The sequence below is a fragment of the Kitasatospora sp. NPDC048239 genome, from assembly GCF_043202015.1.
Classification (GTDB): domain Bacteria; phylum Actinomycetota; class Actinomycetes; order Streptomycetales; family Streptomycetaceae; genus Kitasatospora.
The window spans coordinates 51,826-67,901 of record NZ_JBICZP010000003.1 but is presented as its reverse complement, the minus strand read 5'-3'; the positions used below and the strand labels follow the sequence as shown (position 1 = coordinate 67,901).

The window sequence follows — 16,076 nt, the reverse complement described above, 5'->3', positions numbered from 1 at the left end:
CCGCCGTTCGGCGCCCGGCGTACCGCAGGCCCGCACGGCCTCCCCGGACCGGGAGCAGCACAAGGAGCAAGCACCGATGAACCCGACACCCCCCGCGGCCGGCGCCACGCACCGCGAGCCGGACCGGCACGGCGGCCTGATCCACACGCTCTTCACCCGGCGCGCGGAGCAGACCCCGGACGCCCGTGCCCTGGTCCAGGGCGCCGATGTCATGACCTACCGTCAACTGGCCGATGCGTCAGACGCGTTCGCCGCCGACCTGGCCGCGGCCGGCGTCGCCCCGGGTGACCTCGTCCCGGTGCTGATGCCCCGGTCGATCCGGCTGGTGGTGGCCTTCCTGGGGATCCTCAAGTGCGGGGCCGCGTACGCCGCGCTCGACCCCCGCTGGCCGGGCGAGCGGGTGGACCGGCTGGTCCGGTTGATGGGCGCGGGTCTGACCGTCACCGACGGCCCGCCGCCCGCCGGCACCCGGGCCGTCGCGCCGGGCCGCCGAACCCCAGGCCGCCCGGTACCGGTGGTGGAGATCGGCCCGGACAGCCCGGCCGCGGTCTTCTTCACCTCGGGCAGCACCGGCGAGCCCAAGGGCGCGCTGTCCCCGCACGCCGGGACGGTCCGGCTGTTCGAGGCCTGCCCCTTCGCGGAGCTTGGCCCGCGGACCGTCATGCCGCTCACCTCGGCCGTCCCCTGGGACGCCCTGACGCTCGAACTCTGGAGCGTGCTGCTGAACGGGGGCTGCTCCGTGGTGGTGGACGAGCCCTACCTGCTCCCGGCCGCACTGCGGGAGCTGGTCGCCGACCACGGGGTCAACTGCCTCTCGCTCACCTCGACGCTGTTCAACGTCTTCGTGGACGAGGACCCGGAGGCCTTCGCCGGCGTCGACCAGGTCTTCGTGGGCGGGGAGAAGGTCTCCCCGCGCCATCTGGCCGCCCTGCTGGAGCGCTTCCCCGGCCTGCGCCTGCTGCACTGCTACGGACCGGTCGAGACCACCCTGTTCGCCACCGTGCACCCGGTCCGCCCCGCGGACTGCGCGCTGCCCGAGGGGGTGCCGCTCGGCAGGGCCGTGCCCCGGACCGGCCTGTACGTCCACGACGGCGAACGGTTCTGCGGCCCCGGCGAGACCGGCGAGCTGCTGATCTCCGGCGACGGCCTCGCGACCGGCTACCTGGGCGCCCCGGAGCGGACCGCCCGGGCCTTTCCCACGGTGGAGATCGACGGGGTCGCCACCCGGGTCTACCGCACCGGCGACCTGGTGCACCGGACGGCGGACGGCCGGCTGCACTTCGACGGCCGGGCCGACCGGCAGGTCAAGATCCGCGGGCACCGGGTCGAGCCGGACGAGGTGGAGCGGGCCGTCCTCGCGCTCCCCGGCGTCCACCAGTGCGCGGTCGTACCGCTGCCCGACGGCGTCGGCGGCTGCCGCGGCCTCGCGCTGGCCTTCACCACCGGCCGGGCGCAGGGCCCGACCGAGGACGAACTGACGGCCCGGCTGTCCGCCCGGCTGCCCGCCTACCTGGTGCCGCACACGGTGCTCCGGCTGGACGCCCTGCCGCTCAACCCGAACGGGAAGGCCGATGTGGCCGCGCTGCTGCGCCTGGTCGAGGAGCAGCGGCCGGACGGCCTCCCCGGCGACGGGCCGGCCGACGAGCTGGAGCGCACCGTGGCGGCGGTCTTCGCCTCGGTGCTGGGCGTCGACCGGGTGCCCGTCGACGCGGGCTTCTTCGACCTCGGCGGCACCTCCCTGGGGCTGGGCGTCGTCTGCACCCGGCTCACCGCCTCGCTCGGCCTCCCGCTGCCGGTCTCGGAGGTGGTCAGGCGCCCGAACGTGCGGGAGCTCGCCGCGTGGATCGCCCTGCGCACCGCCGGGCCAGGCCCGTCCGAGCCCGGCCCGTCCGAGCTTGGCCCGGCCGGAGCACCGCTGCCGGACCGGCCTGGTTCCGCGGTGCCGCTGCGCGACGCCCAGAGCGTCTTCTGGGCCCGCCAGGCAGCCGATCCCGAGGACGTCTCCGGCCTCTGCCCGCTGCTCTGGCGCCTCCGGGGCCCGGTGGACGCCGACGCGCTGGAGGCGGCGCTGGGCGACCTGGCCGACCGCCACGAGGCGCTCCGCTCCGTCTACACGCTGGACGAGGACGCCTACGACCCCGTCCCGGTGGCCGTCCCGCGCCCGGCTCCCGCCGGTGCCGGCCAAGCCCTGCTGCGCCGGCTGCCGCCCGCGGACGGCCTGCCGACCGCGGTCGCCGCCGTGCAGCGCGCGCTGGCCCGCCCGCTGGACCCGGAGGCGGGCCTGGTCTGGCGGGCCGTCCTCCTCCCGCTGGAGGACGGCGCGGAGGCCCTGTTCGGCCTGGTGTTCCACCACATCGCCTTCGACGGGCACTCCGAGCCGGTGTTCACCGCCGAGCTGTCCCTCGCCTACGCCGCGCGGGCCCGCGGGGAGCGCCCGGTCTTCGCCGGGCCGGCCCCGGGCCTGCGCCAGGTGGAGCGGGAGACGGCCGCGCTCGCCGGGCTGGTCGACCTCAAGGCCCAGCGGTCGTTCTGGCGCGACGCGCTGCGGGACACCCCGGAGCTGCGCCTGCCGCTGCCGACGCCCGGGGAGCGGGCCCCGGCGGACCGGTCCGCCGGAGTGCTGGGCTTCGTACTGGAGCGCCCGGAGGCGGCGACCGTCGAGCGGCTCGCCGCCGAGCACGGGACGACCGCGTTCACGGTGCTGCTCGCCACCGCCTCGGCCGTGCTGGCGGCCGTCACCGGGCAGCGCGACCTCGCGATCGGGGTGCCGGTCTCGCGCCGGGCCTCCCCGCTGCTCGCCGCCGCCGTCGGCTGCCTGGTGGACACCGTCTGCGTCCGGCTGGACGGCGGCCGGGAGGGCTGGGCGGAGCTGGTCGACGGCACCAGGCGGGCGGTGACGGCGGCCCTGTCGAACCAGGACGTCTCCTTCGCCGAGGTGGTCCGCCTGGTGCGGCCGGCCCGGACCGACCGGGACCCGCTCTACCAGTTCCTCTTCGTCTACCAGGACGCCCCGCCCACGCCGCTCGAACTCGGCCCGGCCGTGGCCGTCCCGGTGCGGCTGCCCGCGGCGGAGGGCGTCTGCGAGGTGGTGACGGAGGTCTGGCCGCGCGCCGACGGCACGCTGCTGGTCGACGTCACCTACCGGGCCGACCTGGTCGCGCCCGGGTTCGCCCCGCTGTTTCGCGACCTGATGCTGACGGCCCTGCGCGACGGCCCGCCGGTCCGGCGGCGGTAACCCGGCCGACGCTCCCACCCGTCCGACCCCTCCGACGAGCAAGTGAGTCCCCCGTGCTGACAACCCCCTCGCCCGACCAGTCCACCGGCCCGTGCACCGACCCGTCCGCCGCCCCGGACCGGTCCCCGGTCGCCGACGCGGTGATCGACCACGTCGAGCTCCAGGTGGCCGACCTGGCCGCCACCACGGCCCGGCTGACCACCTCCTACGGCTTCGAGCCGCTCACCCCGGTCGCCCGCGACGGCCGGGGCGGCGAGCACCTCTCGGTGCTGCTGGGCCAGGGCCGGATCCGGCTGCTCGTCGTCCAGGCCCTCGACGCGGACCACCCGGCCCGGGCGTTCGTCGAGCGGCACGGGGACGGCGTCGCCGGGATCGCCCTCGGGGTGGCCGACCCGGTCGCGGTGCACGCCCGGCTGGTGGCCCGCGGCGCGGTCACCGTGGAGCCGCCGACGGTGCGGGACGGCCGGGCCCGGGCCACCGTGGCCGCCTTCGGCGACGTCGTCCACCACCTCGTCCAGCGCGGCGCGGAGGCGCCCGACGGCCGGCGGCCCGGCTCCGGTGCGGTCGGCCTGCGCGCGGTGGACCACTTCGCGGTCTGCCTGCCGACCGGCGGGCTGGAGCCCGCCGTGCGCTTCTACACCGAGGTGTTCGGGCTGCGGGTGATCTTCGAGGAGAACATCGCGGTCGGCCCGCTGGGCATGAACTCCACCGTGGTCCAGAACGACGCGGGCGAGGTCACCCTGACGCTGATCGAGCCGGCCTCCCAGGCCGAGGCGGGTCAGATCGAGTCGTTCCTCGCCGACCACGGCGGCGCCGGCGTCCAGCACGTCGCCTTCTCCTCCGAGGACATCGTCGCCACCGTCGCGACGATGCGCCGGCTCGGCACCCCGTTCCTGCGGGCGCCGTCGGCCTACTACGACCTGCTGGGCGAGCGGCTGACGCCCCGCCGGCACGGCGCGGACCGGCTCAGGGAGGGCGACATCCTGGTGGACGAGGACCACCACGGCCAGCTGTTCCAGATCTTCACCCGCTCCGAGCACCCCCGGCGGACGCTGTTCTTCGAGGTGATCGAGCGCATCCGGGCGCGCGGCTTCGGCAGCAACAACATCCGGGCGCTGTACGAGGCCGTCGAACTGCAGCGGTCCGCCACGGCGGTCGGGCGGTGAGCGCGCGGCCCGCGGCGCTGTCCGTCACCGACTACGCGGACCGCGCCCGCGCCGCGCTCGGGCGGGAGGCGTGGGACTGGCTGGAGGGCGGCGCCGGGCAGGAGCGCACGCTGGCGGCGAACCGCGCCGCCCTGGACCAGGTCTCGGTGGTGCCCCGGGTGCTGGCCGACGTGGCGGCCTGCGACAGCGGCGGGCTGCTGCTCGGCCGCCCGGCCCGGCTGCCCGTGGCGGTCGCCCCGGTCGCCTACCAGCGGCTGTTCCACCCCGACGGGGAGTCGGCCGCCGCCCGGGCGGCGGCGGCAGCGGGCATCCCGTTCGTGGTCAGCACGCTGACCAGTACGCCGCTGGCCCAGCTCGCGGCGACGGGGGCCGAGCTCTGGTTCCAGCTCTACTGGCCGAAGGACGAGGCCCTGCTGCTGCGGCTGGTCCGGGGGGCCGAGGAGGCCGGCTGCCGGGCCCTCGTCCTCACCGTCGACGTGCCGTTCATGGGCCGCCGGCTGCGGGACGTCCGGCACGGCTTCGCCCTGCCGCAGGGCGTGCGGGCCGCGCTGCTCGACAACCCCGGCGCGGGCGCGGCGCACCGCCGGACGGCGCACGCCTCGGCGGTGGCCGCGCACACCGCCGAGGTGTTCTCCGCCTCGGTCGGCTGGCCGGACCTGGCCCGGCTGCGGCGGGTCACCGACCTGCCCCTGGTGGTCAAGGGGGTGCTGGACCCGGGCGACGCCGTCCGGGCCGCCGAGGCGGGGGCGGCCGCGGTCGTGGTCTCCAACCACGGCGGCCGCCAGCTGGACGGGGCCGTGCCGAGCGCGGTCGCGCTCCCCGCGGTGGTGCGGCGGCTGCGTGCGGCGGGGGCGGAGCACTGCCAGGTGTTCGCCGACAGCGGGGTCCGCAGCGGGTCGGACGTCCTGGCCATGCTCGCCCTGGGCGCCTCCGGGGTGCTCCTCGGCCGGCCGCTGGTCTGGGGGCTGGCCGCCGGCGGGGAGGCCGGCTGCGCCGACGTCCTGCGCCTGCTCGGCGAGGAGTTCCGGCATGCGATGGCCCTCGCGGGCTGCCCCGACCTGGCGGCCGTCGCCGGGCTGCGGACCGCCGCCGACGCCTGCTCCTGCGGGGGCCGGCCATGGTGAGCGGTCTGCGTCCTACTGTGCCGCCCCCGGCGGACCTGCAGTTGGGGGAGCTGCACGGCTCGCTGGCGGATCCGGCGATGAACGCGATGAACTTCCTGAACGAGATCTCCGCCCGTTACCCGCAGGCCGTCTCGTTCGCGGCCGGGCGGCCGACCGAGGACTTCTTCGACCTGGAGGACGTCCACCGCCACCTGCGCCGGTTCACCGGGTACCTGCGCACCGAGCGCGGGCTGTCCGAGGCGGAGGTCCGGCGGACGCTGATGCAGTACGGCCGGACGAAGGGGATCATCCACGAGCTGATCGCCGCCCACCTCGGGGTGGACGAGGGCATCACGGCGGACCCGGAGTCCGTCGTGGTGACCAACGGCTGCCAGGAGGCGATGTACCTGGTCCTGCGCGCGCTCGGGCGCGGCCCGCGGGACGTCGTGCTGGCCGTCTCGCCCACCTACGTGGGGTTCGCCGGCGCCGCCCGGCTCTGCGACCTGCCCGTCCGGCCGGTGCACGGCGGGCCTCGGGGCGTGGACCTCGACGACCTGGCCCGGCGGCTGGCCGAGGCACGGGCCGAGGGCCTGCGCCCGCGGGCGCTGTACGTCATCCCGGACGTGGCGAACCCGACCGGGGTGAGCATGGACCTGGAGACCAGGCGGGCGCTGCTCGCGGTGGCCGCCGAGGAGGGCCTGCTGCTGCTGGAGGACAACCCGTACGGGGTGTTCGCGGGGGCCGGGCGGCCCCCGTCGCTCAAGGCCCTCGACACCGGCCGCAGGGTCGTCCACCTCGGGTCCTTCGCGAAGACCTCCGTCCCGGGCGCCCGGATCGGGTACCTGGTGGCCGACCAGACGGTGGCCGGGCCCGACGGCTCGGCCGGTCTGCTGGCCGACCGGATCTCCGTGCTGAAGAGCATGCTCAGCGTGAACACCTCGCCGCTGGCCCAGGCCGTCGTGGGCGGCGGCCTGCTCGCCCACGGGCTGAGCCTGCGGGCGGGCAACCACCGCGAGATCGCGCTCTACGAGCGGAACCGGCGGCTGCTGCTGCAGGGGTTGTCGGACCGCTTCGCCGACCGGTCCGACCTCGCCTGGAACAGCCCGGCCGGCGGTTTCTTCCTGGCCCTCACGGTGCCCTTCGAGGTGGACGACGCCCTCCTGGAGCACTCGGCCCGCGCGTACGGACTGCTCTGGACCCCGATGTCCTACTTCTACGGCGGCGCCGGCGGCCGCCGCCAGATCAGGCTCTCGTTCAGCGGGCTCCGACCGGAGGAGATCAACGCCGGGCTGGACCGGTTGGCGGCGCTGGTCGAGGAGCGCAGCCGCTGAACCGCCCCCCCCGCCGCAGGGCGGGTCCCCCTACGTCGCCGTCCACCGGGGCGACCTGATGGGGCCCCAGTAAAAATATGACCGGCTTGTATGCTCCGAGAGGGCCTGCTGCGACCGCAGAGGCCCGACAGGGGGGCTGGGGACAGCCGTGGGGGTGTGCTCGTCGGTCATTACGACGTTCGTACGTGCAACCCGGGGGCGGTCCTGCCCGTCTCTCTGTGTGCAGTGCGCCCGCTCCTGAGGGCGCCGCGTCAGCCGGTGAAAGGTACACACGGATGTCAGGTCAGTGGGGCGAGGGCCCGGGTCGTGGCGAGGACGCGCCCGGTGCGCTCACGACCGAGGGCACCGGCGGGGCCGGCGTGCCGCAGCCGCGGGCCGGTGGCCGGGCCGAGGCACGGCGGGCGGCGCAGGGCAGGGGCGGACCGGGCAGGGGCGGACCGGACGGCGGGGAGCCGGCCGCGGGCGCGGCCGGCGGCCGGGCGGCGGCGCGCAACAGCCGCAAGCCCAAGAGGAACGTCAAGAAGATCGTCGCCTGGTCCGCGGCGGGCGTCCTGGTCCTGATAGCCGGCGCCGGCGGCGCGATCTACCTGAAGCTCAACGGCAACATCAAGTCCTTCGACGCGGACGCCATCGCCACCGACCGCCCGCCGGAGGCGCAGGCCGACGCGGACGGCAACAAGCCGGTCAACGTGCTGCTGATCGGCTCGGACAGCCGCGGCAAGAACAACTCCGACCTCGGCGGCGGCGAGGACGGCGGCGCCCGTTCGGACACCACGATCCTGCTGCACGTCTACGCCGACCACAAGCACGCCGTCGGCATCTCCATCCCGCGCAACGCCATGGTGGCGATCCCGTCCTGCAAGCTGCCGAACGGCAAGTGGTCCAAGGCGGACCCCAACAACCTGTTCAACGCGGCCTTCTCGAAGGGCGAGACGGACGACGGCAACCCGGCCTGCACCCAGAACACGGTCGAGAAGCTCACCGGCATCCGGGTCGACCACACGATCGTGGTCGACTTCCAGGGGTTCTCCGCGATGACCAAGGCCGTCAACGGGGTGGACGTCTGCCTGCCGAAGCCGATCTACGAGGGGGACATCAACCCCAATCTGACCAAGAAGGGCAACGTCGTCCTGCCGCAGGGCAAGCAGAAGGTCGAGGGCCAGCAGGCACTCGACTTCGTGCGCCTGCGCCACGGCATCGGCGACAACTCCGACATCGGCCGGATGAAGCGCCAGCAGGCGTTCCTCGGCTCGCTCGCGACGAAGATCAAGAGCCAGGGCCTGAACCCGACCACCCTGCTGCCGCTCGCCGACGCCGCCACCAAGTCGATGACCGTCGACCCCGGACTCGACTCGGTCGAGAAGCTGATGTCGTTCGCCCTGTCGCTGAAGAGCATCGACATGCACGACCTCAAGTTCGTCACCCTGCCCTGGCGTTTCCGCACCCAGGACAAGAACATCGACATCGTCCAGCCGGACGCCAACAAGCTCTGGGACACCCTCAAGGCGGACCGGACCATCGACGGCCAGAACGCCACCGGGGAGCAGTCGGCCACGCCCGCCTCGCCGGAGGCGCCGGCCCCCGCCGTGCCCACGACCACCACCCCCGCCGCGGCCTCCGACACGGGCAACGCGGCCATCAAGGTCGGCGTCTACAACGGCACCACCACCTCCGCGCTGGACGGCAAGGCGACCGAGGCGCTGAAGGCGGCGAAGTTCAACGCCACCAAGATGGGCCCGGCGGCCAGCACCAAGTACGCCACCACGATGATCGAGTACGGCTCCGGTCAGAAGGCCAACGCGGAGAAGGTCGCCGCGCTGTTCCCCGGGGCGAGCGTCAAGGCCGGCTCCTCCGCCGGCATCCTCGTGATCGTGGGCAAGGACTTCGCGGCCGCCAACGGCGGCGCGGCCGTGCCCGCGGCCGGCGCGACCACCCCGGGCGCACCCGCCGCCGCGCCGACCGAGCCCGCGCCGCTGCCGTCCAGCGTCACCGGCGCGACCCGCTCGGCGGACGAGGACGTCTGCGAGGACGTCTCCTAAGGCCCGTCCTCAAACCCGGTCCGGTGCGCGTTTGCGTGCCGGGCCCGGTGCCGGTGCGGCCGGAGCAGGGCCGGAAGGGGCACGCCCAGGGGCCGCCCGCACGGCCCGGGCGGGGTGCCGGGGTACCCCTCCGGGGCGCCGTCCGGTGGCGGGATCGCGGCGGCCCGGCGATCGTGGGCGGTGTACCCGCCATCCGGCCGTGCGACGGCCACGGCCCGGGCGACCGATCCCGGCGCCCCGACCACCCGGCGCCCGCCGACCGCGGCGGAGGACCACCGCTTGGAGGCACCGCAATGCCCGTAGTCACGTCCCCGTACAAGCCCGGCACCCCGTGCTGGGTCGACCTGATGGCGAGCGACCAGCAGGCCGCAATCGACTTCTACCGCGACCTGTTCGGCTGGCAGGGCGAGGTCGGCCCGCCCGAGTTCGGCGGCTACGCCGTGTGCTCGCTGAACGGCAAGCCGGTCGCCGGGATCATGGCGCAGATGGCCCCCGAGGGCCAGCCCGTCCCGCCGGTCTCCTGGACCACCTACCTGGCCGCCGACGACGCCGACGCCGCCGCCCGGTCCATCGCCGACAGCGGCGGCACGATCCTGTACCCGGTGATGGACGTCGGGACGGTCGGCCGGATGCTGGTCGCCGCCGACCCGACCGGCGCGGTGTTCGGCGTCTGGCAGAAGGTCGACTTCATCGGCGCCGGCATCGTCAACGAGCCCGGCGCGCTGGTCTGGAACGAGCTCAACACCACCGACACCGACGCGGCCGGCCGCTTCTACCACCAGGCCGTGGGCCTGCGCCCGGCCACCATCCAGGGCATGGAGGGCTACTACTCCCTCAACGTCGGCGACCGCACGGTGGGCGGCATGCAGCCGACCGCCTCGTACCTGGCGCCCGGCACGCCCCCGCACTGGATGACGTACTTCTCGGTGGACGACACCGACTCCACGGTGGACGCCCTGGTGAAGGCGGGCGGCTCGGTGATCCAGCCGCCGTTCGACATGCAGTCCGGCCGGATGGCCGTCGTCCAGGACCCGCAGGGCGCCGTCTTCGCCCTGATCGCCTCGCCCGACTCCCCGTAGCCGCCGCGCCGCCCACCACGAGGGCGCCGGATGCCGCCCGTTCCCGCGACGCGCCGCCGGGAATGGGCGGCATCCGGCGCGTCGGCGCGTAAGACTGCACCCATGCTGGGGCTCTCGGACGACATCCGCGCTTTCCTCTTCGACCTCGACGGGGTGCTCACCCAGACCGCCAAGGTGCACGCCGCGGCCTGGAAGAGCACCTTCGACGCCTTCCTGCGGTCCGAATCCGACCGCACCGGAGAGCAGTTCGTGCCCTTCGACCCGGTCGTCGACTACGACACCCACGTCGACGGCCGCCCGCGCCTGGACGGCACCCGGGCGTTCCTGCGCAGCAGGGGCTTCGACCTGCCCGAGGGCACCGACGCCGACCCGCCCGGCGCCCGTACCGTGCACGGCATCAGCAGCGCCAAGAACGACACGGTGCTGGCCATGATCCGCGAGCAGGGCGTCCTGCCCTACGACGGCTCGGTGGCCTACGTGCGGCGGCTGCGCGCGCTGGGACTGCCCGCCGCGGTGGTCTCCTCCAGCGCCAACTGCCGTGACGTGCTGCGCGCCGCCGGGATCGAGGAGCTGTTCGACGTGGTCGTCGACGGCATCGTGGCCAAGCGCGAGGGCCTGCCGGGCAAGCCGGCCCCCGACACCTACCTGGCCGCCGCCCGGGCACTGGGCGTCGAGCCCGTGCACGCCGCCGTGTTCGAGGACGCCCTGGCCGGGGTCGCCTCCGGCCGGGCCGGCGGCTTCGGCGCCGTGGTCGGGGTGGACCGCACCGGCCAGGCCGACGAACTGCGCCGCGACGGTGCCACCGTGGTCGTCACGGACCTCGCCGAGCTGATCCCCGGGGAGGAGGGCGCATGAGCGCCGAGCAGCCCTTCGTCGTCGACCCCTGGCAGATCGTCGAACCGGGCCTGGACCTGGCCTCGATGGCCCGGGCCGAGTCGGTCTTCGCGCTCTCCAACGGCCATATCGGCCTGCGCGCCAACCTGGACGAGGGCGAGCCGCACGGCCTGCCCGGCACCTATCTGAACGGCGTCTTCGAACTGCGCCCGCTGCCGTACGGCGAGGGCGGCTACGGCTACCCGGAGTCCAGCCAGAGCGTCATCAACGTGACCAACGGCAAGATCATCCGACTGCTGGTGGACGACGAGCCCTTCGATCTCCGCTACGGCGAACTGCGCAGCCACCGCCGCTGGTTGGACTTCCGCGAGGGGCTGCTGCACCGCGAGGCGGAGTGGACCTCCCCGGCCGGGCGGACCATCCGGGTCAAGTCCACCCGGCTGGTCTCGCTCACCCAGCGGGCCATCGCCGCCGTGGAGTACACGGTGGAGGCGGTGGACGGCCCGGTGCGGATCGTCCTGCAGTCCGAGCTGGTGGCCAACGAGCAGCTGCCGGGCGGCGCCGAGGGCGACCCGCGCGCGGCCGCCGTGCTGGAGGCGCCGCTGCTCCCCGAGGTGAACCACGCGAGCGCCACCAAGGCCGTCCTGGTGCACCGGACCCGCTACAGCGGCATCCGGGTCGCGGCCGGGATGGACCACGTGATCGAGGGCCCGGAGCGGCTGGACACCGTCGCCGAGAGCGAGGCGGACCACGGCCGGATCAGCGTCACCACGGTGCTGGCGCCCGGGCAGCGGCTGCGGCTGGTCAAGTTCATGTCCTACGGCTGGTCCGCGACCCGCTCGCTGCCGGCCGTCCGGGACCAGGTGGAGGCGGCGCTGACCGCCGCCCGGTACACCGGCTGGGAGGGGCTGGTGGACGAGCAGAAGCAGTACCTGGAGGAGTTCTGGGAGACCAGCGACGTCGAGATCGAGGGCGACGTCGAGCTCCAGCAGGCCGTCCGGTTCGCGGTGTTCCACGTGTTGCAGGCGGGTGCGCGCAGTGAGGAACGGGCCATCCCGGCCAAGGGGTTGACCGGCCCGGGCTACGACGGGCACAGCTTCTGGGACACCGAGACCTTCGTCCTGCCGGTGCTCACCTACTGCCTGCCGAGCGCCGTCAACCAGGCCCTGCGCTGGCGGCACACCACCCTGCCGCTGGCCCGCGAGCGGGCGGCCCAACTCGGGCTGTCCGGGGCGGTGTTCCCCTGGCGCACGATCCGCGGCGAGGAGTGCTCGGGCTACTGGCCGGCCGGCACGGCGGCGTTCCACATCGGCGCGGACATCGCGGCCGCCGTCGCCAGGTACGTCCGGGCCACCGCGGACACCGGGTTCGAGCGCGAGTACGGGCTCGAACTGCTGGTGGAGACGGCCCGGATGTGGCGCTCGCTCGGCCACCACGACGCCGCCGGCCGGTTCCGGATCGAGGGCGTCACCGGCCCGGACGAGTACAGCGCCGTCGCCGACAACAACGTCTTCACCAACCTGATGGCGCAGTCCAACCTGCGCGCCGCCGCCGAGGCCGCCGGGCGGCACCCGCGGGAGGCCGCCGCGCTCGGCGTCGACACCGAGGAGACCGCCGCCTGGCGGGACGCCGCCGCCGCGATGTTCATCCCGTACGACGAGAACCTCGGCGTGCACCCGCAGGCCGACGGCTTCACCGACCACCAGGTCTGGGACTTCGAGCGCACCCCGCCGGAGAACTACCCGCTGCTGCTGCACTACCCGTACTTCGACCTGTACCGCAAGCAGGTGGTCAAGCAGGCCGACCTGGTGCTCGCCATGCAGGTCCGCGGGGACGCCTTCACCGAGGAGCAGAAGGCCCGCAACTTCGCCTACTACGAGCGGCTGACCGTGCGGGACTCCTCGCTCTCCGCCTGCACCCAGGCGGTGATCGCCGCCGAGGTGGGCCAGCTGGACCTCGCGTACGACTACACCGCCGAGGCCGCCCTGATGGACCTGCACGACCTCGGCGGGAACACCCGGGACGGCCTGCACATGGCCTCGCTGGCCGGGGCCTGCATCGCCCTGGTGGCGGGCTTCGGCGGGCTGCGGGACCACGGCGAGGCGCTCTCCTTCCGCCCCCGGCTGCCGGCCGGGCTGATGCGGCTGAGCTTCTCGCTGATGGTGCGCGGACGCCTGCTCGGGGTGCGGATCACCCACGAGGGGACGACGTACACGCTGCGTCGCGGCGAGGTGATCCACCTGCGGCACGACGGCGAGCAGGTGCAGGTGAAGGCCGGCTCCCCGGTCACCCGGCTGACCGCCGTACCGCCCGCCCAGGAGCGCTGCACCCAGCCCCCCGGCCGGGAGCCGGCCCGCCGCCAGCCACAGGCCGGCGTGGTCACCGGCATGGTCGGCCCGGGGCCGGACCACCTGGCGGCCGAGTAGGCGCCCGCGCGGGCCGGGCCGGTTCACCCGTTCGGCGGCCGTCCGGCTGCGCGGGGGCTCCGGACACCGGAGGGTGCTGGTGACCTGTGGCAACCGGCGGCCGGTGAAGGAGAGCCCTCGTGGTGAGTGTGGCCGAGCAGATGGTGGAGGTGCTCCGGCAGGCCGGGGTCGAGCGGGTGTACGGCGTGGTCGGTGACAGCCTCAACCCCGTGGTGGACGCCATCCGCCGCGCCGAGGGCATCCGCTGGGTGCACGTGCGCAACGAGGAGGCCGGGGCCTTCGCGGCAGCCGCCGAGGCCGAGCTGAGCGGCCGGCTCGCGGTCTGCGCGGGCTCCTGCGGGCCCGGCAACACCCACCTGATCCAGGGCCTCTACGACGCCCAGCGCAGCGGCCTGCCGGTGCTGGCGCTCGCCTCGCACATCCCGTCCGGCCAGATCGGCACCGGCTTCTTCCAGGAGACCCACCCCGACCGGGTGTTCACCGACTGCAGCAGCTGGTGCGAGCTGGTCTCCACCCCCGTCCAACTGCCCCGGCTGCTGCGGATCGCGGTGCAGCACGCGCTCGGCTCCCCCGGCGTCTCGGTGCTCTCCTTCCCAGGGGACGTCGCGGCCGAGCCCGCCGCCGGGCCGACCGGGGCGAGTCACTTCCTGACCGAGCAGGCGGTGGCCGCCCCGCCCTGGTCCCAGGTGCAGGCCCTCGCCCGGGTGCTCAACTCCGCCGGCACGGTGGCCCTGTTCTGCGGCGCGGGGGTGCGCGGGGCGCACGCCGAGGTGATGGCGGTCGCGCAGGCCCTGAACGCGCCGGTCGGACACTCCCTGCGCGGCAAGGAGTGGGTCCAGTACGACAACCCGTACGACGTCGGGATGAGCGGTCTGCTCGGCTACGGCGCCTGCCACGAGGCGCTGCACTCCGCCGACCTGGTGCTGCTGCTCGGTACCGACTTCCCCTACGACTCCTTCCTCCCGCAGGCCCGCACCGTCCAGGTGGACCACGACGCCACCCGGCTCGGCCGCCGCACGCCGCTGGAACTCGCCGTCCACGGCGATGTCTCGGCCACCCTGCGGGCCGTGCTGCCCCTGCTGGAGGCCAAGGACGACCGCCGCTTCCTGGACGGGATGCTGGACCGGCACGTCCGCGCGCTGGAGGACGTGGTCGGCGCGTACACCCGGGACATCGAGCGGCACCTGCCGATCCACCCCGAGTACGTGGCCTCGGTGCTGGACGAGGTCGCGGCCGACGACGCGGTGTTCACCGTGGACACCGGGATGAACAACGTCTGGGCCGCCCGCTACCTCCAGCCCAACGGCCGCCGCCGGGTGATCGGCTCGTTCCTGCACGGCTCGATGGCGAACGCGCTGCCGCACGCGATCGGCGCCCAACTGGCCTGCCCCGGGCGGCAGGTGATCGCGATGTCGGGCGACGGCGGCCTCTCCATGCTGCTCGGCGAGCTGCTGACGGTGGCCAGGCACCGGCTGCCGGTGAAGACGGTGGTGTTCAACAACGGCGCGCTCGGCATGATCAAGCTGGAGATGCTGGTCTCCGGCTACCCCGAGTCGGAGATCGACAACGGCGACGTGGACTACGCCGGGATCGCCCGGGCGATGGGCATCCCCGCGAAGCGGGTCACCGACCCGGCGCGGGTGCGGGAGGTGCTGGCGGAGGCGCTGGAGCGGCCCGGTCCGGCCCTGGTGGACGTGGTCACCGACCCGAACGCGCTCTCCATCCCGCCGCACATCACCGCCGCCCAGCTGAAGGGCTTCGCGCTGGCGGCCGGTCGGACGGTGCTCTCGGGCGGGGTCGGACGCATGATCGACCTGGCCCGGAGCAATCTGCGGAACATCCCCCGGCCGTGACGCGGGAGGGTGCGGCGGAGGCTTTTGCCTCTGAGGCAAATTTCTTGCCCGAGCGGCACGTGGGGTGTCCACTGGTCACATGACCAGCAGCCCGCCCGGCCCGCCCGCCGGGGACAAGCCCGGTGACCAGCCCGGCGACCAGTCGGCGGATCAACCCGCCGAGGGCCGGCTCGACGACCAGGAAGTGGCCGGCCTCGCCACCAGACTGCGCGAGCACCGACTCGGCAGCCGCCTCACCCTGGAGGTGGCCGCAGCCCGGGTCGGACTCTCCCCAGCCTATCTCTCCCGACTGGAGACCGGTCGCCGGCAGCCCTCGCTGCCCGTCCTGCTCGGCCTCGCCCGCGCCTACGGCACGTCCGTCTCCGGCCTCCTCGGCGAGGCCATGGTCGAGCCGGACCCGGTGGTGCGCGGCGGCGCGATCGAGCCGGGCCGGGCCGGCGGCTGGGGCTACCGCCGGGCCGGCGCCCCCGGCCGGGCCATGCAGGCGCTGCGTGTGCACGTCCCCCCGGGTGTACAGGACGCCGTCGTCCGGGTGCACCCCGGCGAGGAGTGGCTCTACGTCCTCCAGGGGCGGCTGAGGCTCACCCTCGGCGACCGCGTCCACCTGCTCGCGGAGGGCGACTCCGCGCACTTCGACTCGCTCACCCCGCACTGCATCGCCGCCGAGTCGGCGCACGGGGTGGAGCTGCTCTTCGTCCACACCCTGCTGCAGAGCCCCGGTGGCGAACTCTGCCTCGGCGGCGGCCCTGCCGCTCCGCACTGACCCTTCGTCAGAACTCCTGGAGGAGATCTCCCATGGCTGATCCCACCACCGCTGCCGCCGCCGTTCCCGCTGCCGCCGCCGTCGCGGCGCCCGCCGACGCCCCGAAGACCGTCGACGCCGGCAAGTGGGCCAACCGCCGCGTCGGCATCCGGGTACTGATCTACATGGTCGCCACCCACGGCTTCGCGGGCTTCCTGATGCTGCTCTTCGAGCTGGGCAACCGGAACAAGTGACCGCCCGGTCAGAC

The 16,076-nt window shown here is 74.6% G+C and carries 11 protein-coding genes; all 11 read left to right on the top strand.

The features are described 5' to 3' along the window. The first annotated feature begins 76 nt into the window (after nt 1-76). Nucleotides 77-3,235, top strand: a complete 3,159-nt coding sequence (locus ACGFZP_RS08070) for an amino acid adenylation domain-containing protein (protein ID WP_392929798.1) — start codon at nt 77-79, stop codon at nt 3,233-3,235. 53 nt (nt 3,236-3,288) lie between these two features. Further along, the gene (gene hppD / locus ACGFZP_RS08065; protein WP_392929795.1) at nt 3,289-4,401 is read left to right on the top strand and encodes a 4-hydroxyphenylpyruvate dioxygenase; all 1,113 of its coding nucleotides are present in this window, start codon (nt 3,289-3,291) and stop codon (nt 4,399-4,401) included. Continuing rightward, nucleotides 4,398-5,525, top strand: a complete 1,128-nt coding sequence (locus tag ACGFZP_RS08060; protein ID WP_392929793.1) for an alpha-hydroxy acid oxidase — start codon at nt 4,398-4,400, stop codon at nt 5,523-5,525. Before hppD ends, ACGFZP_RS08060 begins: the two co-directional genes overlap by 4 nt. Then, complete coding sequence (locus tag ACGFZP_RS08055) at nt 5,519-6,835, top strand: PLP-dependent aminotransferase family protein (protein ID WP_392929791.1); 1,317 nt, start codon at nt 5,519-5,521, stop codon at nt 6,833-6,835. The genes ACGFZP_RS08060 and ACGFZP_RS08055 overlap by 7 nt, the downstream gene beginning before the upstream one ends. A gap of 275 nt (nt 6,836-7,110) precedes the next feature. Further along, on the top strand, nt 7,111-8,874 hold the full coding sequence (locus ACGFZP_RS08050) for an LCP family protein (RefSeq protein ID WP_392929790.1): 1,764 nt from the start codon (nt 7,111-7,113) through the stop codon (nt 8,872-8,874). A gap of 293 nt (nt 8,875-9,167) precedes the next feature. Further along, nucleotides 9,168-9,953 (top strand): VOC family protein, encoded by a 786-nt coding sequence (locus ACGFZP_RS08045; protein WP_392929787.1) that lies wholly within the window; start codon nt 9,168-9,170, stop codon nt 9,951-9,953. Nucleotides 9,954-10,055: 102 nt separating this feature from the next. After that, nucleotides 10,056-10,808 carry an HAD family hydrolase gene (locus ACGFZP_RS08040; RefSeq protein WP_392929786.1) on the top strand — a complete coding sequence of 251 codons (753 nt, stop codon included), beginning with the start codon at nt 10,056-10,058 and terminating at the stop codon, nt 10,806-10,808. Continuing rightward, nucleotides 10,805-13,213, top strand: a complete 2,409-nt coding sequence (locus tag ACGFZP_RS08035; protein WP_392929785.1) for a glycoside hydrolase family 65 protein — start codon at nt 10,805-10,807, stop codon at nt 13,211-13,213. The genes ACGFZP_RS08040 and ACGFZP_RS08035 overlap by 4 nt, the downstream gene beginning before the upstream one ends. Nucleotides 13,214-13,353: 140 nt before the next feature. Further along, complete coding sequence (locus ACGFZP_RS08030) at nt 13,354-15,066, top strand: pyruvate dehydrogenase (protein ID WP_392930998.1); 1,713 nt, start codon at nt 13,354-13,356, stop codon at nt 15,064-15,066. A gap of 79 nt (nt 15,067-15,145) precedes the next feature. Continuing rightward, a complete protein-coding gene (locus ACGFZP_RS08025) occupies nt 15,146-15,829 on the top strand; it encodes a helix-turn-helix domain-containing protein (RefSeq protein WP_392929782.1) in 684 nt (227 codons plus the stop codon). A gap of 32 nt (nt 15,830-15,861) precedes the next feature. After that, nucleotides 15,862-16,062 carry a DUF6126 family protein gene (locus ACGFZP_RS08020; protein WP_392929780.1) on the top strand — a complete coding sequence of 67 codons (201 nt, stop codon included), beginning with the start codon at nt 15,862-15,864 and terminating at the stop codon, nt 16,060-16,062. Nucleotides 16,063-16,076: the final 14 nt, after the last annotated feature.

Bases quoted from the DNA above. Each gene is read 5' to 3' on its own strand.
- ACGFZP_RS08070 (WP_392929798.1), top strand. From the start codon at position 77: ATGAACCCGACACCCCCCGCGGCCGGCGCCACGCACCGCGAGCCGGAC.
- ACGFZP_RS08055 (WP_392929791.1), top strand. From the start codon at position 5,519: ATGGTGAGCGGTCTGCGTCCTACTGTGCCGCCCCCGGCGGACCTGCAG.
- ACGFZP_RS08050 (WP_392929790.1), top strand. From the start codon at position 7,111: ATGTCAGGTCAGTGGGGCGAGGGCCCGGGTCGTGGCGAGGACGCGCCC.
- ACGFZP_RS08045 (WP_392929787.1), top strand. From the start codon at position 9,168: ATGCCCGTAGTCACGTCCCCGTACAAGCCCGGCACCCCGTGCTGGGTC.
- ACGFZP_RS08040 (WP_392929786.1), top strand. From the start codon at position 10,056: ATGCTGGGGCTCTCGGACGACATCCGCGCTTTCCTCTTCGACCTCGAC.
- ACGFZP_RS08035 (WP_392929785.1), top strand. From the start codon at position 10,805: ATGAGCGCCGAGCAGCCCTTCGTCGTCGACCCCTGGCAGATCGTCGAA.
- ACGFZP_RS08030 (WP_392930998.1), top strand. From the start codon at position 13,354: ATGGTGGAGGTGCTCCGGCAGGCCGGGGTCGAGCGGGTGTACGGCGTG.
- ACGFZP_RS08025 (WP_392929782.1), top strand. From the start codon at position 15,146: ATGACCAGCAGCCCGCCCGGCCCGCCCGCCGGGGACAAGCCCGGTGAC.
- ACGFZP_RS08020 (WP_392929780.1), top strand. From the start codon at position 15,862: ATGGCTGATCCCACCACCGCTGCCGCCGCCGTTCCCGCTGCCGCCGCC.